At 60.8% G+C, this 25,950-nt stretch carries 22 protein-coding genes; 14 read left to right on the top strand and 8 right to left on the bottom strand.

All coding sequences use genetic code 11. The features are described from left to right. Positions 1–3 precede the first annotated feature (3 nt). The 10 genes from NAP1_RS12410 (at position 4) to NAP1_RS12455 (ending at position 13,903) form a co-directional block, all read left to right on the top strand. A complete protein-coding gene (locus NAP1_RS12410) occupies positions 4–921 on the top strand; it encodes an NAD-dependent epimerase/dehydratase family protein (protein WP_007165656.1) in 918 nt (305 codons plus the stop codon). A gap of 41 nt (positions 922–962) precedes the next feature. Then, the gene (locus NAP1_RS12415; RefSeq protein WP_007165657.1) at positions 963–1,523 is read left to right on the top strand and encodes a sugar transferase; all 561 of its coding nucleotides are present in this window, start codon (positions 963–965) and stop codon (positions 1,521–1,523) included. A gap of 40 nt (positions 1,524–1,563) precedes the next feature. Beyond that, positions 1,564–3,642: a nucleoside-diphosphate sugar epimerase/dehydratase gene (locus tag NAP1_RS12420; RefSeq protein WP_007165658.1), complete on the top strand. Its 2,079-nt coding sequence runs from the start codon at positions 1,564–1,566 to the stop codon at positions 3,640–3,642. 9 nt (positions 3,643–3,651) lie between these two features. Beyond that, entirely contained in the window at positions 3,652–5,085 is a 1,434-nt protein-coding gene (locus tag NAP1_RS12425) for an O-antigen ligase (RefSeq protein ID WP_083776290.1), read from the top strand. A 46-nt stretch (positions 5,086–5,131) separates the two neighbouring features. Beyond that, positions 5,132–5,878: a polysaccharide biosynthesis/export family protein gene (locus tag NAP1_RS12430; RefSeq protein WP_050750489.1), complete on the top strand. Its 747-nt coding sequence runs from the start codon at positions 5,132–5,134 to the stop codon at positions 5,876–5,878. Between the two features lie 32 nt (positions 5,879–5,910). Next, positions 5,911–8,169, top strand: a complete 2,259-nt coding sequence (locus tag NAP1_RS12435; RefSeq protein WP_007165661.1) for a polysaccharide biosynthesis tyrosine autokinase — start codon at positions 5,911–5,913, stop codon at positions 8,167–8,169. Between the two features lie 349 nt (positions 8,170–8,518). Next, a complete protein-coding gene (locus NAP1_RS12440; protein ID WP_156777271.1) occupies positions 8,519–9,478 on the top strand; it encodes a hypothetical protein in 960 nt (319 codons plus the stop codon). Continuing rightward, positions 9,475–10,158 (top strand): cytidylyltransferase domain-containing protein, encoded by a 684-nt coding sequence (locus tag NAP1_RS12445; RefSeq protein WP_040464456.1) that lies wholly within the window; start codon positions 9,475–9,477, stop codon positions 10,156–10,158. Before NAP1_RS12440 ends, NAP1_RS12445 begins: the two co-directional genes overlap by 4 nt. Then, entirely contained in the window at positions 10,155–12,404 is a 2,250-nt protein-coding gene (locus NAP1_RS12450; protein WP_007165664.1) for an N-acetylneuraminate synthase family protein, read from the top strand. The genes NAP1_RS12445 and NAP1_RS12450 overlap by 4 nt, the downstream gene beginning before the upstream one ends. After that, on the top strand, positions 12,401–13,903 hold the full coding sequence (locus NAP1_RS12455; RefSeq protein WP_007165665.1) for a surface carbohydrate biosynthesis protein: 1,503 nt from the start codon (positions 12,401–12,403) through the stop codon (positions 13,901–13,903). Before NAP1_RS12450 ends, NAP1_RS12455 begins: the two co-directional genes overlap by 4 nt. 127 nt (positions 13,904–14,030) lie before the next feature. Here NAP1_RS12455 and NAP1_RS12460 read toward each other — a convergent pair whose 3' ends face one another. The 5 genes from NAP1_RS12460 to NAP1_RS12480 form a co-directional block, all read right to left on the bottom strand. Beyond that, complete coding sequence (locus NAP1_RS12460; RefSeq protein WP_040465013.1) at positions 14,031–14,993, bottom strand: ATP-grasp domain-containing protein; 963 nt, start codon at positions 14,991–14,993, stop codon at positions 14,031–14,033. Beyond that, a complete protein-coding gene (locus NAP1_RS12465) occupies positions 14,990–15,706 on the bottom strand; it encodes a metallophosphoesterase (protein WP_007165667.1) in 717 nt (238 codons plus the stop codon). Before NAP1_RS12465 ends, NAP1_RS12460 begins: the two co-directional genes overlap by 4 nt. Beyond that, complete coding sequence (locus tag NAP1_RS16040; protein WP_007165668.1) at positions 15,703–16,347, bottom strand: SDR family NAD(P)-dependent oxidoreductase; 645 nt, start codon at positions 16,345–16,347, stop codon at positions 15,703–15,705. Before NAP1_RS16040 ends, NAP1_RS12465 begins: the two co-directional genes overlap by 4 nt. A 72-nt stretch (positions 16,348–16,419) precedes the next feature. Further along, positions 16,420–17,583 carry a DUF6418 domain-containing protein gene (locus NAP1_RS12475; protein ID WP_241761253.1) on the bottom strand — a complete coding sequence of 388 codons (1,164 nt, stop codon included), beginning with the start codon at positions 17,581–17,583 and terminating at the stop codon, positions 16,420–16,422. A gap of 403 nt (positions 17,584–17,986) precedes the next feature. Next, a complete protein-coding gene (locus NAP1_RS12480; RefSeq protein ID WP_007165670.1) occupies positions 17,987–19,594 on the bottom strand; it encodes a lipopolysaccharide biosynthesis protein in 1,608 nt (535 codons plus the stop codon). A gap of 186 nt (positions 19,595–19,780) precedes the next feature. Between NAP1_RS12480 and NAP1_RS12485 the strand changes: the two genes are divergently transcribed. The 4 genes from NAP1_RS12485 to NAP1_RS12500 all read left to right on the top strand — a co-directional run bounded on the left by NAP1_RS12485 (position 19,781) and on the right by NAP1_RS12500 (position 24,192). Then, the gene (locus tag NAP1_RS12485) at positions 19,781–21,190 is read left to right on the top strand and encodes a hypothetical protein (protein ID WP_007165671.1); all 1,410 of its coding nucleotides are present in this window, start codon (positions 19,781–19,783) and stop codon (positions 21,188–21,190) included. 82 nt (positions 21,191–21,272) lie between these two features. Then, positions 21,273–22,040, top strand: a complete 768-nt coding sequence (locus NAP1_RS12490; protein WP_007165672.1) for a glycosyltransferase family 2 protein — start codon at positions 21,273–21,275, stop codon at positions 22,038–22,040. Between the two features lie 112 nt (positions 22,041–22,152). Beyond that, a complete protein-coding gene (locus tag NAP1_RS12495) occupies positions 22,153–23,148 on the top strand; it encodes a UDP-glucuronic acid decarboxylase family protein (protein WP_007165673.1) in 996 nt (331 codons plus the stop codon). Between the two features lie 30 nt (positions 23,149–23,178). Then, positions 23,179–24,192, top strand: a complete 1,014-nt coding sequence (locus tag NAP1_RS12500; RefSeq protein WP_007165674.1) for an SDR family NAD(P)-dependent oxidoreductase — start codon at positions 23,179–23,181, stop codon at positions 24,190–24,192. Positions 24,193–24,202: 10 nt separating this feature from the next. On the opposite strand, the gene NAP1_RS12505 is transcribed toward NAP1_RS12500, so the two are convergent. The 3 genes from NAP1_RS12505 to NAP1_RS12515 form a co-directional block, all read right to left on the bottom strand. Continuing rightward, positions 24,203–24,820: a hypothetical protein gene (locus tag NAP1_RS12505; protein ID WP_007165675.1), complete on the bottom strand. Its 618-nt coding sequence runs from the start codon at positions 24,818–24,820 to the stop codon at positions 24,203–24,205. A gap of 106 nt (positions 24,821–24,926) precedes the next feature. Further along, the gene (locus NAP1_RS12510) at positions 24,927–25,448 is read right to left on the bottom strand and encodes a demethoxyubiquinone hydroxylase family protein (RefSeq protein ID WP_007165676.1); all 522 of its coding nucleotides are present in this window, start codon (positions 25,446–25,448) and stop codon (positions 24,927–24,929) included. A 29-nt stretch (positions 25,449–25,477) separates the two neighbouring features. After that, positions 25,478–25,930: a disulfide bond formation protein B gene (locus NAP1_RS12515; protein WP_007165677.1), complete on the bottom strand. Its 453-nt coding sequence runs from the start codon at positions 25,928–25,930 to the stop codon at positions 25,478–25,480. Between the last annotated feature and the right edge of the window lie 20 nt (positions 25,931–25,950).

Consider the following 25,950-nt stretch of genomic DNA (forward strand, 5'->3'; position numbering starts at 1 on the left):
GCCATGCGCCTGCTGGTGACGGGAGCGAGCGGCTTTCTGGGCCGCGCCGTCGTCGCGAGCGGGGCCGAGTACGGGCACCACATGATCGCCGCCAGCCGTTCGGGCGCGGCTGTGCCGGGCGCCGGCGACGTGCAGGCGAGCGGAGAATTGCTCGGTGGGTCTAGTCTGAACTTTGATGGCGTCGATGCGGTGATCCACTGCGCCGCGCGGGTCCACGTGTTGAAGCGCGAGGACCCCGCCAAGGCTCGGGCCGCCTTCCATGCGATGAATGCCGAACTGCCGGTCCAACTGGCCAAGACCGCACGCGACGCCGGGGTTGGACGGTTCGTTCAAGTCAGTTCGGTTGCCGCGCTTGCCAGTGCAACCGCGCCGGGTGAGGTGCTCGACGATGAAAGCGCTCCTTCCCCCACCACACCTTACGGGCAGGCCAAGCTGGCGGCTGACAGGGCGCTTGCCGAGTTGGTCAGCGAGAACTTCTCGGTGGTTTCATTGCGTCCGCCCGCGATCTACGGCCCGGACGTGGGCGCATGGTTCGCAATGCTCGCGCGTGCTGCCCGGCTTGGCGTGCCCTTGCCCATCGGCCGCATCGACAATGCGCGGAGCATCGCGTTCGTCGGCAATATCGCTGACGCCGTCGTGACAAGCGCCCGGTCCCACCGGAACGGATCATTTATCGTGACCGACAGCGTCCCGATCAGCGTAGGCACCCTCTATCGAAAGCTAAACGCGCTCTCCGACCATTCGGGGCGCGTATGGAACTGGCCAAGACCGCTCGTGCAGCCACTTGCGCGCGCCGCTTTGGGCGAGAGGGCAAGCAGCCTGACCGGTAACGCCGCTTTCGATGGCTCGAGGTTTGCCCGCATTTTCAGGTGGGAGCCGCGGGTCGACATGGATGAGGCGCTTACGCTGAGCTTTGCCTAACCGCAGGGCGCTGCGAGCGCCAACGGCAAAAGGGCAAAGAAATGAAGCGTTTGCTGGATATCATCGTTGCTGCGACGGGTCTCTTTCTATTCACCCCGCTGATGGTTCTGATCGCGATCGCAATCCGGCTCGACTCCCCCGGCCCGGCGCTCTTCTGGTCACAGCGCTACGGTCGCGGCGCGCGCCTTTTTGCAATGCCCAAATTTCGGACCATGCGCACAGACGCGCCGCAGCTACCAACCCATCTGGTTCAAGACAGCGCGAGCCTTCTGACCGGGATCGGAGGCTTTCTGCGCAGTACCAGCCTCGATGAATTGCCTCAGCTTTGGAGCGTTCTCGTCGGCGACATGAGCCTCGTGGGCCCGCGCCCGGCCCTGTTCAATCAGGACGATCTTATTGAAATGCGTAGAGAAAACGGATCGTACGCGCTCACTCCGGGCATCACAGGATGGGCGCAGGTCAACGGGCGCGACGTTTTGACACTCAAACGCAAGGTCGCTCTAGATGGCGAATATCACAGGCGTCAGAGCCTGTTGTTCGATTGTCGCATTCTGGCTCTGACATTCGTCAAGGTGGTTCGCGCCGACAGCATCCAGCACTAGGCGCGACACTTGCACCTTGGGCGCCGGAAGGGGGCAGATCATGCAAAGCAGCGCAAAAACGGGCGATATGGCGAGCGCGCTTGAGGCGCGCGTGTCGGCGCTTGTCGACATTGGGGTCAACCTCGCAGCCGGCTCCATGCTCTGGCCTCGCCGGCTCAAGAGACTTGCGGTCATGTCGCTGGACGTGTGCCTCGCTGCTCTCGCAGTCTGGGCCGCTTTCTCGCTGAGGCTCGGGGAATTCCACGTTCCGGGAGAGGGGTTTGCGCTCCTCACGCTTGCCATGACCGCTCTCTGGTTTCCGATAGCGCTACGGCGCGGCACCTATCGCTCGATCTTTCGCTTTGCAGGGCGCGGGGCGATTGTGTCCCTCATGGTGTCGGCGATGCTGGTGACACTGCCGCTGATCGCGGGCTTTACGGTGGTCGCTCACGACGGCATCCCGCGCACCCTCGCGATCCTTGCCCCGCTCCTGTTCTTCATGGCCGTCACCCTCTCCCGAATTGTCGGGCGCTATGTGCTGGTCGACCTGTTCAGCGCGCGTGCGAGCCATGCAAACGTCAAACGGGTCATCATCTACGGCGCAGGCGCCGCCGGACAGCAGCTTGCCTCGTCGCTTTCTGCAGAGCCCGCGATGCGCGTGGTCGGGTTCGTCGACGATGACCCAGCCAAGGACGGGCATTTTCTCGACGGCGCGCGGGTCTATCACTCGTCGCAGACCTGCACGCTCGTCGAACAGCTTGGCGTCACCGATATCGTCATCGCGATCACCGCGATTAGTTTTGCACGGCGCAAGCACATCATCGCCGCGCTCGAACCGATGGGCGTGAACGTGCAAACCCTGCCGCCGGTGCGCGAAGTGATGGATGGACGGATTTCAGCTGCTGCGCTGCGCCCGGTCGCGATCGAAGACCTGCTCGGACGCGCGGCCGTGCCCGAGCATGGCGACCTGCTATCTCGTGAAATCTCAGGGAAAGTCGTGATGGTGACCGGCGCTGGCGGGTCGATCGGTTCAGAAATCTGCCGCCAAGTCCTTGCGCAGGACCCGGCAGCGATGATCCTCGTCGAAGCGAACGAATTTGCGCTCTTCTCCATCGGGTGTGAGCTTGAGGCGAGCCTTTCCGCGCGTGACACCGCAACGCGGCCCTCTGTTTATCAACGCCTTGCCGACGTCTCACTGGCGAGCGCGGTCGATCGACTGTTTGCCGAGTTTACCCCGCATGCGATCTTCCATGCGGCAGCCTACAAACATGTCCCGCTGGTCGAGGAAAACGTCCTCGAAGCGGTGCGAAACAACGTGACTGGAACCCGCCTGATGGCTGAGGCTGCGCAGCGGCATGGCGTAGAGCGTTTCGTGCTCATCAGCACTGACAAAGCGGTGCGCCCTCCCAATGTGATGGGTGCGAGCAAGCGTTTGTGCGAAGTTGTCCTTCAGGACCTTGCGCGCCGCCGCGGGGCTGCAATCTTTGCTATCGTGCGCTTCGGCAATGTCCTGGGATCAAGCGGCTCGGTTGTCCCGACTTTCCAACGCCAGATCGAAGCGGGCGGACCGGTAACGGTCACCGACCGCAAGGTAACTCGCTATTTCATGACCATTTTCGAGGCTGCGCAGCTTGTCATCCAGGCGGGCGCGATGGCGCGCGGGGGCGAGGTCTTTCTTCTCGACATGGGCGAGCCGGTGAAGATCTGGGATCTCGCGCGCTCGATGGTGCGTCTGTCCGGCCTGTCGGTGCGCGATGCTGCTAATCCGACCGGCGACATAGCGATCATCGAAAGCGGACTTCGGCCGGGTGAAAAGCTCTTCGAGGAATTGTTGATCGACGCAGCCACCGCAGCCACCGAACACCCACGCATCATGCAGGGTGCAGACACCGCTCCTCATGCGGCAACTGTTGCGCAGGTGCTGTCACAAATCGAGATCGCGATCGCGCGCGCAGATGTAGGCGCCTGCAAACGCGCGCTGCGAATTGTGGCGCCGACCTTGCGCCTCTCGGCCCAAGAGCGGACTGCGCGGGGTAGAGCCTATTCCCGGCCAGCGGTGCGGATACTCGAGAGCGGCTCTTCACGCGGCGCTAGCGGGGCCGTTGTCGACGCTCCGAACCAACAGCCGACGCAGGTCTAGGAACGCTCGATGATGCCCAGAGCTTCGTCGATTTCGCCACCGCTGGCGGTAATGCTCTTCTACCTTGCCTTCGTGTTCCTGCTTGGAGGGGGCGCGCGGGCCGACATTGGATCGCTCGCGGTTTTGCGGGTCGGGTCTATCGCGGTGCTAGGCTACGCAATTGCCATCCTCGATCCTGACCAGCTGCGCGCCAACAAGAGCCTTGTAGCGCTCGCCGCGGCCTGGATCGCTTTGACAGCAATTCACCTTGTCCCACTGCCACCAGCCCTATGGCACCAACTCCCCGGCCGCGAGCTTGCCGTCGCGATCGACGCCGCCACGGGGTTGGAAGACAAGTGGCGCCCGATAAGTCTCGTCCCGCACCGCACGATGAACAGCCTGTTCTCTCTCACGGTTCCGGCGGCGGCCTTGATGCTTGCGCTGAGCCTTTCGCGCAGCCAATTGCGCCTGACCGCGCTCGCGCTGGCGCTGCTCGCCTTTGCCAGCGCCTTCGTAAGCCTTCTTCAGATAATCGGAGGGCCGGGAAATGCCTTCTATCTTTACCGGATCACCAATGCCGATTCCGCAGTCGGCCTGTTCGCCAATCGCAACCACAACGCGGTGTTCCTCGCCATCGGTATCGCATTGCTTGGCGGGCTTGCAGGCTTGATCACCGTCGAGCGACGGCATGCGCTGCGATTGCCGGTGATTGCACTGTTCGGGGCGCTCTCGCTTGTGCCATTCGTGATCATCACGCAGTCGCGTGCTGGCCTAGCCTTGGGCATCCTGGCGCTCGGCGCTGCTTGGTGGTTTCACAGCAGTGCGCGCCCAGCTGATGGGGCGAGGAAGAGCTCGCGCAGAACCGTACTAGGACTGTTCGCCGCAGCTTCAGGAACCCTTGCGCTGGCAGCTCTCACAGGCGTTCTGACAGCCAACAATGCATTCGGGCGGCTGATTTCGGGCGGCAACGCGGACGATGAGTTGAGGATGCGAATCTGGCCTCGCGTGATTGAGCTTGCTGCGGAGCATTTCCCCGTCGGTTCTGGCATCGGCACCTTTGTTGAAGTGTTCGAAGCGGGTGAGACTTCCTCCACTTTGGGTCCTTCCTACATCAATCACGCGCACAACGATTTTCTCGAGATCGCGCTGACCGGAGGGCTGCCCGCGGCCCTACTTGCCGTGGTCGGCGTTTCCTGGCTTTCGCTTAGGGGATTGCGCGCATTTTCGCACAGCTCCGGGGCTGACCGCACCTTGCGTCACCTCGGCATGGTCACTGTCGGTCTGGTCGCCCTGGCCTGCCTTTATGACTATCCGTTGAGAACTCCATCGCTCGCGACTGTCTCCATTCTGGCGCTGGTCTGGATTGCAGGCCGAGCGCCAGAGAGTAGCCCTGATGCATCGGCGATGCGCCCGCTCAAACAGACGGCTCGCACAGCCGATCCGGCCGCGAAACTGGCGGCATGATCCATGGCCGCCCTCGCGGTCGGGAATGACCGAGGGGGAATGCATCATGGCTACGACACCGGCATCGCATAAAGGCATTTTCGCACGGATTGGCGTCCTGATGTGCGCATCGTACTTGCTCGCAGCCTGCGCATCGGCCCCGCCCCTTGGCGGCGCTCCGGGGCTTGATGTCGTCTCCGCCTCACAGCTGCCCACGCCCGTGCCCGGCGCTGCGAGCCATGCGGCGCGCCCCTACCATGTCGGTCCATTCGACAAGCTTCGGATCGACGTATTCGGCATCGAGGAGCTCAGCGACCGCGAAGTGCAAGTCGACGCTGCCGGGCGGGTGTCATTTCCGCTCGTGGGCAGTTTCGAAGCGGCAGGTAAAACGCCAAGCGCAATCGAAGCTGAACTGGAAAGCGCGCTCAGCGCACAATTCATCCGCAACCCCCAGGTCACGGTGAACCTTGAAGAAACCGTCAGCCAGGTGGTCACGGTCGACGGTCAGGTGCGTGAGCCGGGGCTTTACCCGGTTATCGGACGGATGACACTGATGCAGGGCGTCGCAACGGCAAGCGGCCTTACCGAATTTGCCAAGGTCAATGACGTCGTCGTCTTCAGAGAGGCAGGCGGACAACGCTATGCCGCGCTCTACAATCTGGGTGCGATCAGGCGCGGCATCTACTCCGATCCCGAGATCTACGCCGGTGACGTTGTGGTGGTGGGCGAATCCAATTCGCGTCGCCTCTTCCGCGACATCCTTGCAGCTACTCCGCTGCTGACCGCCCCGATCATCGCACTGCTGCAGAACTAACAAGCGCGCCCGAACGGGCCGGTGAGGCAATCATGACCGACAGCACCAATCTCGTCCCGATGCGCCCGCTCGCAGCGCCCGCGGCCCTGCTCCCCCCAGACCTTTCTGCCAGTGGAGAGAGAGGCGGCATGCGGCCGGTGCTGGTTGAGTATCTCGACGTGCTACGGCGGCGCAAATGGGTCATCTTGGCCGTAACCCTGGCAGCAGTGATGGCGGCGCTCGTCATCACCTTGCTGACCCGCCCGACCTACACGGCCACCACACAGGTTCAGGTCAGCCGCGAACAGGCCAATGTGACCAATGTCCAAGGCGTGGAATCCGAAAATGCCGGGCGCGATCTCGAATTCTATCAGACGCAATATGAATTGCTCGAAGCGCGCTCCCTTGCGGAACGGGTCGTGCGAAGCCTGAAGCTCGATCGCAACGAAGATTTCTGGAACGCGCACGGCGTCGATCCGGCTGCCATCGATAAATCGTCACTCGCACAGCCGGATCAGGTGAACGCACGCGCCAGAGCCGCGAGCGCCCCGCTCACGGATGCGCGCCGCAGCGTGAGTGCTCGCGAGCGGATCGCTATCGAGACGCTCCTCAAAAACGTCTCGGTCAATCCGATCCGCGGCTCATCGCTGATCGACCTCGACTATTCCTCCTACGATCCCGAGATGTCAGCCCGCATCGCCAATGTCTGGGTCGATGAATTCATCGCGCAGTCGATTGCGCGCAAATTCGACTCCACTGCCGAGGCGCGCAACTTCCTTGAAGGCCGCCTCGATGAACTCCGCGCAAAGGTCGAACAATCCGAGCGAGCGCTGGTCGACTTCGCCACGCAGCAGGGGATCATCACCCTGACATCGGACAGCGGCGGTCAGGGCACAGCGCAGATCCGCGAACACACGCTGGCATCTGAAAACCTTCAGGGACTGAACGCTCAGCTGATCGCCGCAACCGGTGAGCGCGTCGAGGCGCAGGCTCTCGCGCGAAATAGCGGGTCTGCGCAGACAAACACCACCCTCGCCAGGCTCCGCGAACAGCGTGCGGTAAGCGCTGCCGAGCTTGCCGAACTGATGGTCCAGTTCGAGCCCGGCTATCCACGCGCTCTGGCTCTTGAAAACCAGATAGCCGAACTCGACAGCGCGATTTCGGGCGAAGAAGCGCGGATCAGCCGCGCCGCCGACGAAGCTTTTCTCGCCGCTCAAAGGAGGGAGGCAGAGCTGCGCTCAAGGGTTGCAGGATTGTCCGGCCAGGTGCTGTCGCAGCGCCGCGACGCGATCCAGTACAACATCTTTCAGCGCGAAGCCGACACCAATCGCCAACTCTACGACAGCCTGCTTCAACGCTACAAAGAGATCGGAGTGGCCGCGGTCTCGGCCAGCAATATCGCCGTCATCGATACAGCCCAGCCGCCCCAGCGCCCGTCCTCGCCAAACCTGCTTTTGAACATGGCTTTGGCCCTCGTTGCAGGCACAATCGGCGCTGGCGGACTGGTTTTCCTTCTTGAACAGAGCACCGAGGGGTTGAGTGATCCAAGCAAGGTGCACGAAGCGCTCGGCATTCCCCTTCTTGGAAGTGTCCCGCAGGTGCCGGATCATGAAGATCCGGTCGAGCTGGTCGCCGATCCCAAGACCGAAATTGCCGAAAGCTATATCGCGATCCGCTCAAGCCTTGCGTTCACGACCACACAAGGCGTCCCCAAAAGCTTCATGCTGGTGAGCTCGCAACCGGCCGAGGGCAAAAGTTTGAGCGCGCTAGCTCTCGCGCTTGTGCTTGGCCGAATGGGTAAGCGGGTGCTCTTGATCGATGCCGATCTGCGCAATCCTTCGGCGCACGCATATCTTGGCACGCACCGGAAGGTCGGCCTGTCGAATTACCTTGCCGGAAATGATCAAGTCGGCGCTCTGATCCAGAACGTTCGTCCCAATATCGACCTGATGGCCTCAGGCCCGAGCGTTCCCAGCGCAGCGGAGCTTTTCTCGAGCGATCGGCTGCGAGAGCTTACGGCGCGAATGGCGAAGGAATACGACCACGTCATCGTTGATTCAGCACCCGTCATCGGGCTCGCAGATGCTCCCCTGGTCAGCCAGGCGGTCGAGGCTGTCATATTCGTCGCCGAGGCTGGACGCGTATCCGTACGTGGTTTGACTTCCGCTCTTGAGCGCATGGCTGCAGCCGGATCGCCAATTGTCGGCGCGATCCTTACCAAACTCGATCAGCGATCCTCGCATTACGGGTACGGGTACAGCTACTCCTATTCCTACTCAGACCGACTGGAGGATGAGCGCGGTGCAGCCTGAGCGCGCCTCCAGCGGTTTTCGCACAAAGCGTCCTGGCGCGCCTCAACTGCGACCGAGGCGGGTCGCGGTTACGGCTCTGTTCCTGATGCCGCTCGCTTTTGTGAGCGGCGCCCTGTCGTTTGCCGATACACTGGTCGCCACCGACCCTGTAACAGCTCAACGGCTCTATCCGGCGCATGCCAAGGCGAAGGTAAGGGCAGCTGACGCGGTGTTGGCTCAATCCCTGCAGACCGCGGCAGCGCCGATCGCACACGGAGGCGAGCCGACTGAGCTCTCCTCGCTCCCTGCACGACTAGACAGGCTTTCGCCGAACGTTCGGGCGCGACTTGAAACAAGTGCCCGTTCGAGCTTGGCGAACACTCCTTATTCGCCCGGCGCCCTGCGCCAACTTGCAATCGCCAGCCCCTCTCGCGCTCAGCAGCGCAGCCTGCTCGCTCTTTCCCGCCGAGTTTCGCGGCGCGACGTTGGCGCCGCTGCGCACACTGCCGAACTCGAATTTCGAGATGGCAACCTGCGACGCGGTCTTGAGACGCTCAATGAAGCGCTCGTCATTTCCCGGGCACTGGATGATCCAATATTCCCGCTGCTTTTAAGCGCAACACGGTTCGAAGACTTCGAGCCAGCGTTTCGGCCAATTCTGGAGCGCGATCCTGCTTGGGGCGAAAGGCTCGCCCAGCATGCCGTCGGGCCAGGCGGTTCAGCATCGCTATTCGCACGCATCGCCCGGCACTTTCCAGAACGCTCCCGTGCGCGCTCAATCGATTACGGCGCTCCTCTGGTTGACCGTCTTGTCAGTAGCCGCGATTTCGATGGAGCGTTCGGCGCATACGAAGCCTATTCCCCCATGCCCCAAGACCCGGGCCGCCTTATCAACACGTGGCTTCCCCCGCTGGATTGGCGACTAATCGACAACATCGACACAGGTGCAAGACAGGTCGGATCGCGCGATCGAGTGGTCGAGCTCTTCGCCAAGACACACAGGTCAGGTGAAGCAGCGCGCCTAATCACGCGGCTTGATCCGGGGCAATATGTTCTGGGCCTGTCGCTCGGCGATCTGCGCGGCGAAGGGGGGCGGCTCTCGCTCGAGACTGTCTGCCTGGCTGAAGGGCGTGAGTGGACCGCCGGCACAGCGCAGGCGTTGATCGCTTCGCCCGGCGCCGCCCTTGCAATCACCGTTCCACCGGGCTGCCCATACCAATCGCTCAGACTTGCAATAGCCGCGAACGGCGAAGCGATCAGCGTCCTGATCGAAAGCGCCCGGTTCGAGCGGGCAGCCACTCCAAATTCCACGGACGGAGAGACGCTTTGAGAGTACTCGCTATTATTCCAGCACGCGGTGGATCGAAGGGTCTTCCGGGCAAAAACCTTCGCATCTTGGCCGGCAAACCGCTGATCGTCTGGTCGATAGAGCATGCGGTCAATTGCGATGCGATCGCCGATGTCGTCGTAAGCACCGACTCGCCCGAAATCGCTGCAATCGCGCGCGGGTGCGGGGCTGAGGTGCCGTTTTTGCGACCTGCGGATCTCGCGACGGACACGGCTCCAACCGAGCCCGTCATGCTCCACGCTCTCCATGCGATGGAGGACATGGGGCGCAGCTACGATTGTGTTGCGCTGCTCCAGCCAACCTCCCCGCTACGCGCCCGTGAAATGAGTGCCCGCGCCCTCGCCCAGCTCAATTCCGAGAATGCGGATAGCTTGCTCACCGTAACGGAGAGCCACGCCTTCTTCTGGCGGCAATCGCCGGTGCGTGCGCTATATGATTATGACAACCGGCCGCGACGTCAGGACATCGCCCCTGACAAGCGCCATTACCGGGAAACCGGATCGCTCTATCTGACCCGGCGCGACGTGCTCGTCAGGGAGCGCAATCGTCTCGGCGGTAAAATCGCGCTGCTAGAAACCAGCGAGGAGGAAGGCTTCGAGATAGACAGCCTTGCCGATTTCCGCCTGCTCGAAACACTGATGTCGGAGGCGATCCCGGCATGATTATCGACACCAACCTGCGGCCCTATGTGGTCTTTGCCGAAGAAGACCTTCTGGTGGCGCTTCGCAAGATCAGCGACAATCGCCGAGGCAGCGTTTTGTGCATCTCCCAGTCTGGTCGCCTTGAAGGGGTGCTGACCGACGGCGATGTTCGCCGCTGGCTGGTGGAGGCAGACCGGTTCGATTTCGATGTGACCGCGCTCAGCGTCGCCAACACGCGGTTCACTGCCGCGCGCGATGGAATGGATGATGGCGCAATCGAGGCGATGTTCTCAGACCGGGTGAGCTTCGTGCCGGTGCTTGATGCACAGGACCGCGTGGTTGCCGTCGCTTGGGAAGATGCGCGGCGGATCTCGATCGGCGCGCGCTCGATTGGCGAGGATGAGCCGTGCTACATCATCGCAGAAATCGGCAACAATCATAACGGCAGCCTCGATCTTGCCAAGGACCTGATCGAGCTTGCCGCCGAAGCTGGCGCCGACTGCGCGAAGTTCCAGATGCGCGACATGGCCTCGCTTTACCGGGGAGGAGGTGATGCCGGCGATCAGAGCGCGGATCTGGGCGCTCAGTACACGCTCGACCTTCTGGCGCGCATGCAGCTTACCAACGAGGAGATGCTGGAGGCCTTCGATCACTGCAAATCGGTCGGTATCCAGCCGCTGTGCACGCCGTGGGACGAGGCCAGCCTTTCCATCCTCGAAGACTATGGCTTGCCAGCGTACAAGCTGGCGTCGGCCGACCTGACCAACCACGAGTTGCTGGGTGCGCTTGCGCGGACCGGGAAGGTGCTCATCTGCTCAACCGGCATGTCGAGCCAGGCCGAGATAGAAGACGCGGCGAACCTCCTCCGGCGCCACGGATCGCCATTTGTGCTCTTGCATTGCAATTCGACATATCCCGCCCCGTTCAAGGACATCAACCTGTCTTTCATGGAGCGACTCGGCAAGCTTTCGAATGGCCTGGTCGGTTACTCCGGGCATGAACGCGGATACCATGTTCCCGTGGCAGCCGTCGCGCGCGGAGCAAAAGTGGTGGAGAAACATTTCACGCTCGATCGCGGCATGGAAGGCAACGATCACCGCGTGAGCCTGCTCCCTGCCGAGTTCAAGGCGATGGTCGAACAGGTGCGCGAGGTAGAGGCCGCGATGGGCTCAAGCGGTCCGCGCGTCGTCACTCAGGGCGAGATGATGAACCGCGAAGTGCTCGGCAAAAGCCTGGTCGCCGCGCGCCCGATCATGCGCGGCGCGATGCTTTGCGATGAGGATTTCGCCGTGCGCAGCCCGGGACAGGGGCTTGAGCCATACCGTCGCAAAGACCTTCTAGGCTGCGCTGCCAAGCATGACATGAAAGCCGGCGATTTCTTCTTCCCAAGCGACCTCGACGAGGAAAGAACAAAGGCGCGCAATTACACGTTCAAAAGGCCCTTTGGCGTGCCGGTCCGATATCACGACCTGACGCATATGGTGGATGCCTCAAAGCTTGATCTCGTCGAGTTTCACTTCTCGTTCAAGGATCTCGAAGTCGACATCAAAGAGGCTCTGGGAACACGGCAGATCGACATCGATCTTGTCGTCCATGCCCCCGAACTGTTTGCGGGCGACCATGTGTTGGATCTTTGCTCGGTTGATGCCGATCATCGCGCGCGGTCCATTGCCGAATTGCAGCGCGTGATCGACGTGACCCGCACTCTCTCAGAACGCTTCAACACTGACGGCGAGATACCGATCATCGTCAATGCGGGCGGCTTCACTGCCGACCGTCCGATGCCGGACGCGGACCGGCCGGGTTGCTATGCCAGGATTGCAGACGCCATCGCCAACCTGGATACCGATGGGGTTGAAATCATCCCGCAGACAATGCCGCCCTTCCCCTGGCATTTTGGTGGCCAGCGCTTTCACAACCTCTTCCTGCATGCCCACGAGATCGCCAAGTACTGCGAGGATTACGATGCTCGTATCTGCCTGGATATCTCGCACTCGGCGCTGGCGGCGACGCATCTGAAGACCAGCTTCGAAACCTTTCTCAAGCGGGTCGCCCCCTATACGCGCCATCTGCATATCGTCGATGCAGCTGGCGTTGATGGCGAGGGGTTGCAGATTGGCGATGGCACGATCGACTTTCGAATGGTCGCAAATGTCCTCGATCAGTGCGCCCCTCAGGCAAGCTTCATTCCCGAGATATGGCAGGGCCACAAGGATAGTGGAGCCGGCTTCTGGACCGCGCTCGACCGGCTGGAGGCGTGGTTTTGACTTCCACTGCCTCGCTTTGCCTCGATGCTCCGAACGGCACCGCCGCTTATTCCGGAGCAAGCGGTTCGATCCCTCCGCATGGGGCTGCCAATATTGGCGCCGCTGCGGACGCGAAGCCGCGGCGGATTGGCCTGGTCGTCGACCATCCGCTGCGCGACCTTGATGGCCTGTGCCTGCTCGCTCAGTTGCTGTGTGAGCGGGGACATGAGGTCGTGCTCATGCCATTTTACACGCAGCATCTTGACCTGCCCAATCTCGAACTTGACCTGATCGTGCTCAACTACGTGCGACCGGCCAACCGGGCACTCGTCGAAGCAGCCTCGGCGCGGGGGATCGCTCTGGCGGTGCTCGATACAGAAGGCGGATTGCTGCCGGAAACAGGACCGACTTCTGGAAGCGGGATCGCGGCCTATCTGCGCGAGAGCGGCCTCGACACCCGCCTGTCGGTGTACCTCTTCTGGGGAGAGAGGCTGCGCGACGCGATAGTCAAAAAAACCGCCTTAGCTCCCTCGCGCGCCGTGGTATCAGGGGCGCCACGGTTTGACCTCGCCTCAACCCGATACAAGCGCGGCAGCGTTCGCAATAACTGCGTGCTGGTCAACACCAACTTCCCGATCGTAAATCCAGCGCAGACCGGTCGCAGGCGTATCGATGACAAGGCACTGCGCAGCGCCGGCTTCACTCAAGATGAAGTTGAAGAACTGGCGAAATCGGTCCGAACCGTGATGGATCGCATGATCGTGGCTGTTGGCAGACTTGCAGAAGCCAGACCCTCGCGCTCCTTTGTCATTCGCCCTCACCCGTTTGAGAGATGCGAGCCCTATCGAAAGGCTTTCTCAGCGCGTCCCAATGTCGCGGTGGTGAGGGAAGGCAGCGCCATGAGCGCGCTGCTGCAATCGGACTGCATGCTCCACGTCAATTGCACGACCGCTGTCGAGGCCAGTCTTTGCGGCATCCCAGCCATTTCCATGGACTTCATCAATGATCCGCAGCTGCAGGCTATGGCTAGCCTGCCCACGAAAGTCAGCCACAATGCAAGAGACCTCGCGCATGCACTGGCTCTCATTGATCGCTCACCCACACTCGCAGCCACATCTAACGCAAAAGACATCTCACCTTTTTTTGGGCCACTAGACGCGAGAGCAGCTGAGCGTGCCGCTGAAGCTTTGAGTTCGGCGGAGCTTGTTGCCCCAGGGGCGCAGGCCGCGAGCTATCGACTGACAAGAAAGGGATTGAACCTGATTGCTGGCAGGGTTCTTGGTTCAAGGTGTGTTGAGAAGGTCCGGCAATCGCTCAAACCATCTCGCGCGCTCAAGGCGTTCGATGCGGCCGATGTTCGCCCGCGCCTTGAGCACTTCGCCTCGGTTCATGAAACGAATGCTGCGAGTGTCGAGACGGTTCGAACAGCATCAGGAGCCCCAACGATGGCTTTGCGACTAAGGCCGGTCAGAAAGCAGCCTGCGGAATGTCGCCTTACCGAAGCTCAACGCCTGCGCTGACAGGATATCCCCAGTCGGCCAAATTGTGCGCTTGCCCGGTCGCAAGCACCACAATGCCGCGGCTTTCAAAGACTCTACGGGGATGACGTGACTTCCAGCCTCTGCGCGCTCGCGAGCAGATCGATTTTCATATGGCGGCGGCTTGGGGGACCCGGATGATTTCTTGTTCGCCGCGTTCAATCAGTGTGCCCGCTATAGGTGGCTCATAACTGCCGCTAGCCAGCCACAGTCGATTGACGATCGACCATACACAGTCCTGAAAACCGAGCCGGTGGCGAAAGCCTACGGTGCTTGAGAAGCGCGGATTGATCTCGAAGATAGTCGGTTCGCCCTTATCCATCCTCAGCTGTACATTGATCGCCCCATCAAGATCGAGTGCGTCGGCGACTTCCCTGCAAACCGCATCGATGCGCGCATCGTGCACGACCTCTCCGCTTCCGGTCAGCCCACCCTTCAGAGTTCTGCGAAAACTGATGCTCCGCGTTGGCATCCCCCCAAATCGGACCAGGCCGCAGGTAAACTCGTCCTCTCGCCGTTTCAGCCACCGCTGCCAAATGTCACCGGAACGGGCCTTTGCGTGAAAATCGAAGTCTTCCCGGCGGATCCGGAGCAGGCCCTTGCTGCCCTGTCCGCTGCGAGGTTTTACGATCAGGTCATAGTCGCCGGGTTGATCCACGCCGACAATTCCGGTTTCGGGCACCGGAATGCCAGCTTTCTGCAGGCAACGCGCGGTGGCAAGCTTGTCCAATCCAATCGAGAGCGCTCGATCGTTTGCCGTGATCATAACGGCCCCTTCGAAAAACAATCCGATTGCACCTGCATCCAGAAGACGGGCAAGCTCCGCTTCGGCCAGTGGGATCACGACCTGTGCTGCGTTCTCACGCACGAGGCCACGCAACGCAGTCAGATAGTTGGGAGCATCAGCTCGCGGCAGCGTGAAGAATTGGTCGAAAGATAGAGCACCTGGCGCAGCCGGATCGCAGTCAGCTCCGAGCAGAATTGCATCGGGGAACGCCTCACGCAGGATGCCTGCGAGCGAGACGCCAATGTCTCCGCCAGCCCCTGTGAGGAGGATCGGCCCCGAAATCATGCGCCGCATCCGATGCGTCGGCGCGTGAGGGTGCTGGCAAGGCTAGCGCGGGCGGCGTCGCGAACCTCGCATTGCGCTAGCAGTGTCTTGACGGGAAATTCGGTTCGGCGCGGTGCAATCGCTCCGGTCTCGGTGTGGAAGATTGCCCAGCTTGCCAGCCCGCCGATATCGCGCGGCTGGCCGACGGAGCCGGGGTTGAAAATTGTCGGAGCGCCTGGCCGAAGAAATGGCCAGTGCGTGTGCCCCAACCATATGTGGTCGCCCGCGAACCGGCCAGCAACCTCTCCCAAGATCCGCTGCGGAGTATCAGGGTATATATAGGCATCAGGATCAAGCGGCGATCCATGAGCGAGGAGAATCCGATGCGCGCCAAGCTCGATCTCGCGGGTTTGAGGGGCTCGCGCCAGCCAATCCCAATGCGGCTCGTCAAACTGCTCGAACACGGCATCGAGACCCGAGCCGTAGCGCCGCCGATAATCGTCAAGCACGCTAGCATCGTGGCGCGCGTTCAGAGCCATCCGATCGTGATTGCCCTGGATCACGGTGCAATCGAATTCGGACAGGATTTCAATCACCCGTCTAGGTTCGTGATAATATCCGACGACATCGCCCAGTACGACAAGGTGCTCGATCCCTTCGCGGCGCACGTCCTCAATCACCAATTCAAGCGCAGCGAGATTGGCGTGAATGTCAGCGAGGACTGCGACCTTCATGGCGCAAAGCCAGTTTGCGAGAGAAGATTTCGCGCCACTTCCTCGGGCGTCTGCAAGACCGCTTCAGGCGCTGCTGCGGGATCGTCAGCCTCGCGCAGACTGGTCTGCATGCCGGTCGCTATGACGCCCGGCTGGAAGATGTGGACTGCGACGTCCTTGTTTTCGTCAGCGAGAACTTGCCAGCCAAGAGCCGCTGCGGCTTTGCTTACGCAGTATGCGCCCCAGCCGGGGATTGGTCGGCTCGCCGCCCCGCTTGAAATATGGACCACATCGAGCGAGGCGGATTTGGCCCGCGCAATTGGCGCGAGAACATCAGCGATGGCGAAGGGGCTTGCAACATTGACCATCATCGCCTCCTCCATTCGCCCTGCAGCCCCATCATCGAGCATTCCGCCCAAGGGAAGGACCGCAGCGATATCGAAGAACCAAAGGCGCTCAAAGGCGAGGTGGCTCAGGAATGGAGCAAGTTTCGAGGTCCAGTCTTGCGGCTCTGCGAGGTCGGCGATGCTTTGTTGTTCATTTCCGTCGCGCATGGGCGAGCGCACGATCGGAATGCAATGAACCTGCTGTTCGCTGAGTGAGCGATAAACGGCTGCCCCCAGACCGCTTCGCGCTCCTGTGATGACGACCGCCGCGCTCATCGCTTGCAGCGCCGACCCACTACCTGATGCGTGGTAATAGCGATGGCGACTTGGGTCAGATTGCGATCCATTTCAGGCGGCAGTGGCAACTGGATGATGCATGTTCGAAAGCACTCGCCCGCGCGATTGCGCGCCACGTTCGACGATATGCCGCTCAATCGCCCAGCAAATCAGGAACAGTGCGATCTTCACCCAATATGTCGGCGCCAGCAGAAAGGTCAGCATCCCTCCTGTGTAGTGGAGCGTTATGCCGAAATAGACGTAGAGCCCCAAGACCGAGGTCAGGATCAGATTTCGGTAAAGCAGCTTTAGAAAGAGGCTCAGGAACCACGCCGTGATAATGCCAGCAAGAGGCAGCGTCACAAAAGGCAGCCAGGCGCCAAGCAACTCAAAATGCACCTCTGGATAGCCGCCGTTATACGCCTGCCCCAACTGCGTCAGCTCGGCGGTACGAAAGTATCCGAGCTCCAGCGTCATCAGGTATTGGATCGTACTGTTTCGGCTCGGATCGATCGGGTCGAGGATCTCTCGAGCTGCATGCTCGTTGACCGGGTCGGCGACATTGTCGAAATCGACCCTGTCCCACGCGTTGACCCATAGGTGAACCGGTTGAACCAGAACGCGTTCTTCGATTTCCTGGAGCGGCTCGCGATAGTCGCGAACATTGTAATAGGAGTTGTAGAGCAGTCCCGACACCATCAGCACCAGCCCCAGTATGGCCCCGGCTTTGCTGACCCTTGATGTCAGGATGCGTTGCCCGATCAGGTTGCGGTCTAGTTCGCCAATACGCCCGGCTGCGCTTGCGATGATCACCAGCGCTGCCGGCATCAGGTAGAACGAGATCAGCACGAAAAAGACACTGAAGCGATTGCCCGTGATGACCCAATAGGCGGTCAGCATCGCCGCAAGCATCGCAAATCGGAGATCGTAACCCCGCCCGTTCAGACGGGGCAGAACGGTGAAGGCCCCAAACGCGAAATTCAGCAGGAAATTGAATTCATATGCGATGGAATGAACCGGCCCCGCGCTTGCTGCGTAAGCGATCCTGTCGATGCCTTGTAGGATGGGAATGGTGCCGGTCAGCACAAAATTCGCCGCGAGCAGGGCGATGACAGCTAAACCCACGGCGAAGGCGCAGTTGGCTATCATCCAGTGATATGCGGAGTAGACCGGACGCAGTCGAGCAAGGTTCGCAAATCTGCGCCCCTTATCTGGAAACAGCCACATCATCGGCACAATCAAGGCGAGCGCCGAGTATATGAAGACTGGCGCTGCGCAGTTGCCGCCTACAAACTCGCCAAGTTCGCGGGTGTACATTGGCCCGAAAAGGTCAAGCACAGTCACGTCGATAGAGCGATAGACCAGCGGAAAGATGGTGAAGAACCCGGCCAGAAGCAGGGCTTTGCGCCTTGTGGCCAAGTGAGCAATGACCGCCAGGAACGCCGCAAGCGCCAGAAGGCTGAACGCGCTCATCCTCGGGTGATTGCAGCTGTTGAGCCGGACTCAGTGCTATTCAGGTTGCGCCATGGCTTCCGGTTTGTTTGCATAGCCCATTCTCCTGCAGTCCGGGTTTTTGACCCTTCAAGTCTTGAGAGAATTGCGAGCGAGCGCCAGCACCATTGGGTTCAATCTGGCGGCATCAGCGGCGCGCCCTGCGGAGCCGGCCAGTGAGAAACGATCGCTCGGGCGCCTTCAGGACCACGCGATAAAGCACTACTGCATAGAAGACACCTGAGCCCGCAATTATCGTCGCGCCTGTGAGCCATTGCCCGTTTGCCAGCATGAGAGCGCCGGGCGCGAGCAGGATCAGCCCCGACATTGCCGAAAGAAGCACCGGACCGGCGATCGCCTCGCGATAGATCCTTGCCAGAGGCAGCCCGTGAATCGTGTGAAAGACGAAAAGCGCGGCGCCTGCCATGCCAACTCCGCTCAAAACCAGCGCGCCGACAAGCAAGCCAATCCCGCCCTTCTGCAACCCTAACGCCAAGACACAGATTAGCGCGGCAAGCAGCGACAAGTTGATGCGAACGAATACCTTGAAGTGATGCGGCTGTGTCAGCGTGGCGCCTGCGTAATTGGACAGCAGAAACAGCGCCTGAAAAACCGCAAACGCGGCCATGTAGCCAGCAAGGTCCCGATAATCCGAGCCTACCCATATTGCGAGAAGCAGCGGGGCAAGCGCTGACATGCCCATGAGGATCGGCACCGCCAAAAGCATGTTGAGGCGTAGCCCAAGAAGGACAAACTCCGCCTGGGCCTCAGGCGAGGCGGAGCCAGGCTCGCGCTCGACCAGCGATCTATCCAGCTTGGCGACATGGGGGAGCACGGCTGCATTGAGACTGCCCTGCAGCACTTTGATCGCTCGCGGGATGCGCGTTGCAATCTGGTAAGCGGTCAAAGAAACAGGCCCCAGCAGAACCGCGACAAAAAGGTCAGGCAAGCGGCTAAAGCCCTGACTTGCAAGGTTCGCCGCAAAGACCGGGCGCGACAATCGAGCAATATCGCGAAGATGCCGCCGCAGCTCTTTGCCCGCGCTCCAGTCTCGCCAGCTGTCCGAGCTGCGCCATGCGACAACCCCGAAGATTGCCACCAAGCAGACGGCAATCGCTTGCTCGATGAGAACAAGCATCGCCAGATTGGTGGTAAATTGCAGCAGCACCAGCGTTGCCACCGCGAATGCGAGCCGGTCACACAACTCCCAAACCTTGGTGGTCGACAACTCCTGACGCCCGGCAAAAAATGCCTTGATCGCAAGCGCGGGAAAGCTCGTGATGAGACCGGCCCCCATGATCGAAAGCGCGAGCCGCATTTCTGCCGCGTTTTCATCCGGAAAGGGAAACACCGTCGCTAGCCCCGTCTGGGCGAAAAGGATGACGGCCGCTGCCACAACACACCCAATCGCGCAGAACAGCGCGAGACCGGCGATCATCACCCCTGCGCAGGCCGCCCGGTCGCCCTGCGCGTGATAGCGAGCGAGAAACCGAACGATCGCCCCCTGAAAGCCAAGCTCCGCAAGCCCTGCGAGGCCCAGAATGTTGAACAATTGAAGGCTGAGCCACATTCCGTAGCGCTCTGGCCCGAGCATCCACAACATGTACGGGACCAGCAACAGCGCGAGCGCCATCGCAGATACCTGCTGTGCAAGGCTGAAAGCCGTGTTTCGCACCAGCCGGCCGTTCGAGCGCGACTCCGCTTGCGCAGCGCGCTGCCTGAATTCTTCAGCATTGGCGGCGGCACTCGAAGGCATGTTCGTTGCGATCCTTTCGCCTCAGACAACTCGGCAATGGACCTAGATGAGAGCGCCCTTTGCCAAGCCTTGCGATACCAGAGGGGCGAGCCGTCACGGTCCGGAGAAAGGTTCGTTCACGACCTATCTACCCCGTTTCTCGCGCCTTGACCTCAGGCTGAGGACCAATTTGCAGGAGCCTTCGATATGCACTCGATCATCATCTCGACCCTTGCCGAGTATCAGACCGAATTCTGGGTTCCGGTTGGCAAGGCGCTGGAGGCTAGCGGACACGCGGTGACGTTTGTCTCGTGTGACACGCGCAGCACGCGGATGCTGGAGGCAGCTGGCCTCGATGTGCTCGAAGCAACGGTGAGCGCGCGTGCCGCCGCCCTGGGCGCAGCTGACCCGGTATCGGTTTGCGCTGCCCACGGCATCAGCGATCCCGCCCCCCTTATCGCCCATGAGCGCATTGCCTTTGCCGAGCGAAGCACTGCCACTGCCCTTCGCAAATTGGCAGGAGCGTTGATTGTCGGCGATGCAGCAATCGAAAGGGCCCGCGGTAAGGGCCAGCCCGTGCTTGTCCAAGAGCTTGGCGGATTTGCCTCGGTGCTCGGACTGCACCACGCGGCACTCAGCGCCAAGATCGACACGATCATGATCGAGCCGAGCTTCTTCAAGGGACGCATGCTGTTTGTCGCGAACTCGCTAAACGCCCCGAAGATCGCCGCGAAGGGTAACATCAGTCCGTCCGCAGACCTCGCCGCCTATATCGACAATGCGCTGGCGAGCGGCACGGTGGTTATCCCGGCAAAGGATCGGCACCTCTATGCTGGGCCCGGCAGCAAGCTTTTGAAACCACACAATATCAGGCGCTTCGTCGAAAAGGCGCGCGACAAGTACATCCTTGGAGCAGAGCAGGAATTCGGCGCGATCGGGCTTCAGCTGCGCAGCCATCTCAAAATGCTTGCTGGCGCTGCCAAGATGCGCGGGCATTACAGCGATTTTCGCGAACTTGGCCGGTTCCTGTACTTCCCGCTTCACGTTCCGGGCGATATCGCTCTGACCCTGCGCTCGCCCGAATTTTGCGATCAGATCGCGCTGCTGGACTACCTGTGCCGGGTCGCGCCGGTGGATCTCGCTATTGCGATCAAGGAGCACCCTGCGATGATTGGCGCAGTGCCTAGCAAGGCTCTGATCGCGCTCAAGACACAGTACGATCGCTTCGCCATCATCCGTCCGGACGCCAACAATTACGACGTCCTGCGTGCTGCTGAATGCGTAGTGACGATCAACTCGAAGAGCGGAGCGGAGGCGGGATTGCTTGGAAAGCAGCCCATTGTGCTGGGAGACGCCTTCTATCGCGAGGCGCCTTTTGCACGGACGATCGATCACATCTCTGAGCTTGGACCTGCGATCGCTCAGCAGATTTCGACGCCGCGCGCCGCAATCTCTGCGGACGAGACACAAAGCTTCTTTGCCACGCTGTGGGAGCGCAGCCTTCCCGGTGAACTCTATGCGCCGAATCAGGCCAACATTGCCGCATTCACGGATTCGCTGTTGGCGGCGCTCGATCGGCGGAACTCTGAAGATGAAAAGGTCAGGCTCTCAGCCTGAAGCCGTCCGCCACGACGCAGAAGCCTCCATTGTGGTGCTTTCATCTGCAGCCGAGAGCGGTCAGGTGAGATAGCCAGACGTCATGTCCAACGACATCGAAACGCTCGTCTCGATCATAACCCCCGCTTACAAGGCTGAGCGGGTGATTGGCGCTGCAATCGGTTCGGTGCAGTCGCAAACACACGAAAACTGGGAAATGCTGATCGCGGAAGATTGCGGTCCGGATAACACGCGCCAGTGTGTGCGCGCTTTTGCCAGCATGGACAGGCGCGTAAAGTTGATCGAACCTGATCGCAATGGAGGGCCAGCCGCAGCGCGCAACCATGCTCTGGCCCACGCAAAAGGACGGTGGATCGCTTTTCTCGACAGCGACGATATGTGGCTGCCCCTGAAGCTTGAAAGACAGCTCGAATTCCACCGCTCTCAGCCCGATGCGGTGCTTAGCTACACGGGATTCAGGCGGGTATCGGACGACGCTTCGCGGACAGGGTCCTACATTTCCGTGCCCGGTCGGCTGACTTATCGCGGGCTTCTCGGCAACACGGCGATCGCGACGTCGAGCGTGCTGGTCGACAGGGCGCTTTCGGGTCAATTTGCGATGCGGCACACCTACTATGACGACTTTGCCTGCTGGCTGTCGCTACTCAAGAAAGGCGGCATGGCGGTTGGCCTTGATGAAGACCTGATGCGTTACCGTGTAATGGATGCCTCGGTCAGCCGCGACAAGCGCAAGAGCGCAGCCCAGGTCTGGCGTGCCTACCGAGAGATCGAGCAATTGGGGCCGCTGATCAGCGCCTGGTACTTCTCACAATACGCGGCGCGCGCGCTGCACAAATACAGGCAGTTCTGAGGGCGGCGGGCCTCTCAAACTGCCTCTGATCTGGTGCCAATTCGCGTGGACCGGCGTCAAGGCAGTGAGCACATTCGCCTTTCGAAACAGTCCATCGATGAGGGAGGCTCCCATGTCACAAAGGTCTTATGGACGCCGCCGCGTACTGGTCACAGGAGGGGCTGGATTTCTCGGCTCGCATCTTATCGACCGGCTTCTCGCTCGCGGAGACGAAGTGTTGTGCGTCGACAATCTGTTCACCGGCGACAAGAGCAACATCGATCACCTTGCCGGAAATCCGCGCTTCGAATTCATGCGCCATGACGTGTGCTTCCCACTTTTCGTCGAGGTGGACGCGATCTTCAATCTCGCCTGCCCGGCATCGCCGATTCACTACCAGCACGATCCTGTTCAGACGACCAAGACAAGCGTTCACGGTGCGATCAACATGTTGGGTCTCGCGAAACGCCTGAAAGTCCCGATTTTTCAGGCCTCGACGAGCGAGGTCTACGGCGATCCCTCGATCCATCCCCAACCCGAAGCCTATTGGGGCAACGTCAATCCGATCGGCCCGCGATCCTGCTATGACGAGGGCAAGAGATGCGCGGAGACCCTTTTCTTCGACTATCGCCGCCAACACGCGATCAACACGAAAGTCGCGCGAATATTCAACACGTATGGCCCTCGAATGCACGCAAGCGATGGCCGGGTCGTGTCAAACTTTATCGTTCAGGCCCTACGCGGAGAGGACATTACGATCTTCGGAGACGGATCTCAGACGCGCAGCTTTTGCTTCTGTGATGACCTGATCGAAGCAATTTTGCGACTGATGGACACCGGCCCCGATGTCTCCGGTCCAATCAACATCGGCAACCCTTGCGAGTTCACGATCAGGGAGCTTGCCGAACTGGTCCTCTCCAAAGTGGACGGTCCGTCACGCCTTGTGACACAACCGCTGCCGCAGGACGATCCGCTCCAGAGAAAGCCTGACATCACTCAGGCTCGGCAGCTCCTTGATTGGGAGCCAAAGGTCGAGCTTGATGAAGGGCTGGATCGCACCATCGCTTACTTCCGCAAAGTCGTGGGCGAGGACGCGCCTGCCATGGCACAGGAAGTTTGCGTGGTGTAGACGCTTGGTCCTCAAGGGGGCTTTGCTGCCATGCGCACTGTACTCATTACCGGTTCGGCCGGCTTCATCGGCTACCATCTCGCCCAGCTTCTGCTCGACGAAGGCTTTCGGGTGGTCGGCTATGATGGGATGACCGATTACTACGAAGTGGCCCTTAAAGAGCGGCGGCACCAGATGCTGCTTCAGAATGCAAACTTCTCATGCAAGGTCGGAATGCTCGAAGATTTCGAGGCGCTGCATTCGCTGGCCATGGATGCAAAACCCGATGCGATTATCCACCTCGCGGCACAGGCGGGCGTGCGATACAGCCTCGAAAATCCCCGCGCTTATGTCGATGCCAATCTGGTTGGCGCCTTCAACGTAATGGAATGCGCGCGCGAGCTGGGCGTCGATCACCTGATGATGGCCTCGACCAGCTCCGTCTATGGCGCAAACGAGGACATGCCTTTCGCTGAGCGGGAGAAAACCGACCACCCCCTGACGCTCTACGCAGCGACCAAAAAGGCCAATGAGGCGATGGCGCATTCCTATGCGCATTTGTGGAACCTGCCGACGACAATGTTCCGCTTCTTCACGGTCTACGGTCCATGGGGGAGGCCCGACATGGCTCTGTTCAAGTTCACGCGCGGGATCCTCGAAGGCAAGCCGATCGACATCTACAACGAAGGGGAGATGTACCGCGACTTCACCTACGTAACCGATCTGGTGCGCGGTATTCGGCTGCTGCTTGATCAGCCACCGGTGCGCCCTGACAGTCGTGACGACATAACTGAGTGGGACTCGCTCTCACCTGCAGCGCCGTGGCGCGTCGCGAATATCGGCAATTCCGACAAGGTGCGGCTGATGGATTTCGTCGAAGCGATTGAGGCCGAATGCGGGTGCAAAGCGGTGAAGAACTTCATGCCTATGCAAAAGGGCGACGTCCCCGCCACCTGGGCGGACGCGAGATTGCTCAAAGAGCTTACGGGATACGCGCCGGAGACGGATATCCGCACCGGCGTGAAGCACTTCGTCGCGTGGTATCGCGACTATTACCAGGTTTGAAAGGTCGAGCTTACTGGCCCGGCCCTTCGGTTTCGGGCTCAGGGCCGGTCGTTTGCGTAGTGGTCGCAGGAAGCTCATCTTCGCCCGGCAAAGGAGCGCTGCGTTCACGCTCCAACCGCTCGAGATATTCGCGTTCGATCTGCTCGACGCGTTCCTGCATTTCAGCTGCGTCTTCGTCGATGGTCGACAGGCGTTCCTGGCGCGCTTCCTCGATCAGCTGGCTGAAGCGCACGGCATCGCCCTGATCACGCTCGGCATAAGCGACGTCGATCATCGCCTGCGTGCAGCCAGTGATGCCGCCCGCGCCCGCTGGGCTGCATGACATCGTGCCGAACTCGCCAATATAGCGGATGCTCTCGACCTTCTCGGTCCAGGCTGTGCCTTCGGGCGAGTTGCTCTGGCGAAGGTTGGAGGGAATGCGATATCGATCTGCTTCGACGAGGATTTCGCAAACGACGATCTCGTTTGCGTCGGTCGGCTCAGGGCATTCGTCTTCGCTGTAGGCGATGACCATATTGACCCGCTCCTGACCCGGAGGCGGCGCCATATCGTCCTGCGCGGCGGCAGGGGTGGCGATGGCGAAAGCTGCGAGAGAAGCTGCAAGCGCAAGACGGTCAAGCGTAGCCATGGTCTTTCCTTATCTGGCGCAACCCGGGATGGGCGCAAACCTTCATATCTTCACCGCTAGATAGCACTCGGTGAACCGGTACTGAAGCTCTAGCGTTTTCAAATAATCAAACGCGCTCGCTGACCTTGATCGCGATGCGGCATCCGAGTTTGATCGCGCCGGAGAGCAGCGGATAGGCGGGCGCTTTCTCCGCGCCGTTGGCGAGCGCTGCATCGCGGTGTTCGCGCTCGTCCTCGCGAAACTCCTCGATCATTTCGGCAAGCTCCGGATCGGTGTTCGTTTCCGCGAGGCGGTCGAGCTGCTCGGAATAGTGCTTGTCGATCTCTTCCTCGACTGCGGCGGTGCAAGCCATGGCTGCTTCGGGACCAAGCAGCGCGGTCCCAGCACCCAGCGCATAGCCGGCGACCGACCAGAAAGGTTGCAGCGCCGTCGGACGAATGCCGCGTTTGGCGAGCATTTCGTCAAAACGGGCGCGGTGGCCTTCTTCCTGTTCAGCCATGTGGCGGATTTCTGCCGAATGAGGCCCACGGTCACCCATCACGGCGAGCTGACCTTCGTAGATGCGCGTTGCGCCAAACTCTCCAGCCTGGTCGACGCGGATCATTCGGTGAAGTTCGGCCTTGTCCATCAATCGCTCCCGAAAAAATCGCTTTGTTTCTACTTCTTATACGCAGCCAGCGCGAGAATTGTTGCACCGCCGATGCCGGAAATGAGGAAGTTCCAGCCTGCGAGCGAAATGCCGAACAGGTCCCAAGGGGCAACATCGCATCGCACGATCGGCGCTGCATTGACGTCCATCACGTCAATCGAGCTCGGCAAGGAAGAGCATCCCGTGATGCCTTCCCACCACCCATATTCGACGCCTGCGTGAAACCCGCCGATCAGGCCCGAGGTGATGATCGCAAGCCCTGCAAGTGCCGCCCAGACGCGGTGCGGGACCATGATGTAGGATACGATCGCGAGGCCAACAGCAGCGAAGTGCGGGTATCGCTGCCACCAGCACATTTCGCACGGATAAAGGTCAAAGCCGTACTGCGCGATATAGGCTCCGCCCAGCAAAGCCGCCGGGATTGCCATCGCTAGCGCACGCGCCTGATCCAAACCATTCATGCCGAGGCCCTTAGGCGGCG

Origin of the sequence: Erythrobacter sp. NAP1 (assembly GCF_000152865.1) — a bacterium.
GTDB lineage: Bacteria > Pseudomonadota > Alphaproteobacteria > Sphingomonadales > Sphingomonadaceae > Erythrobacter.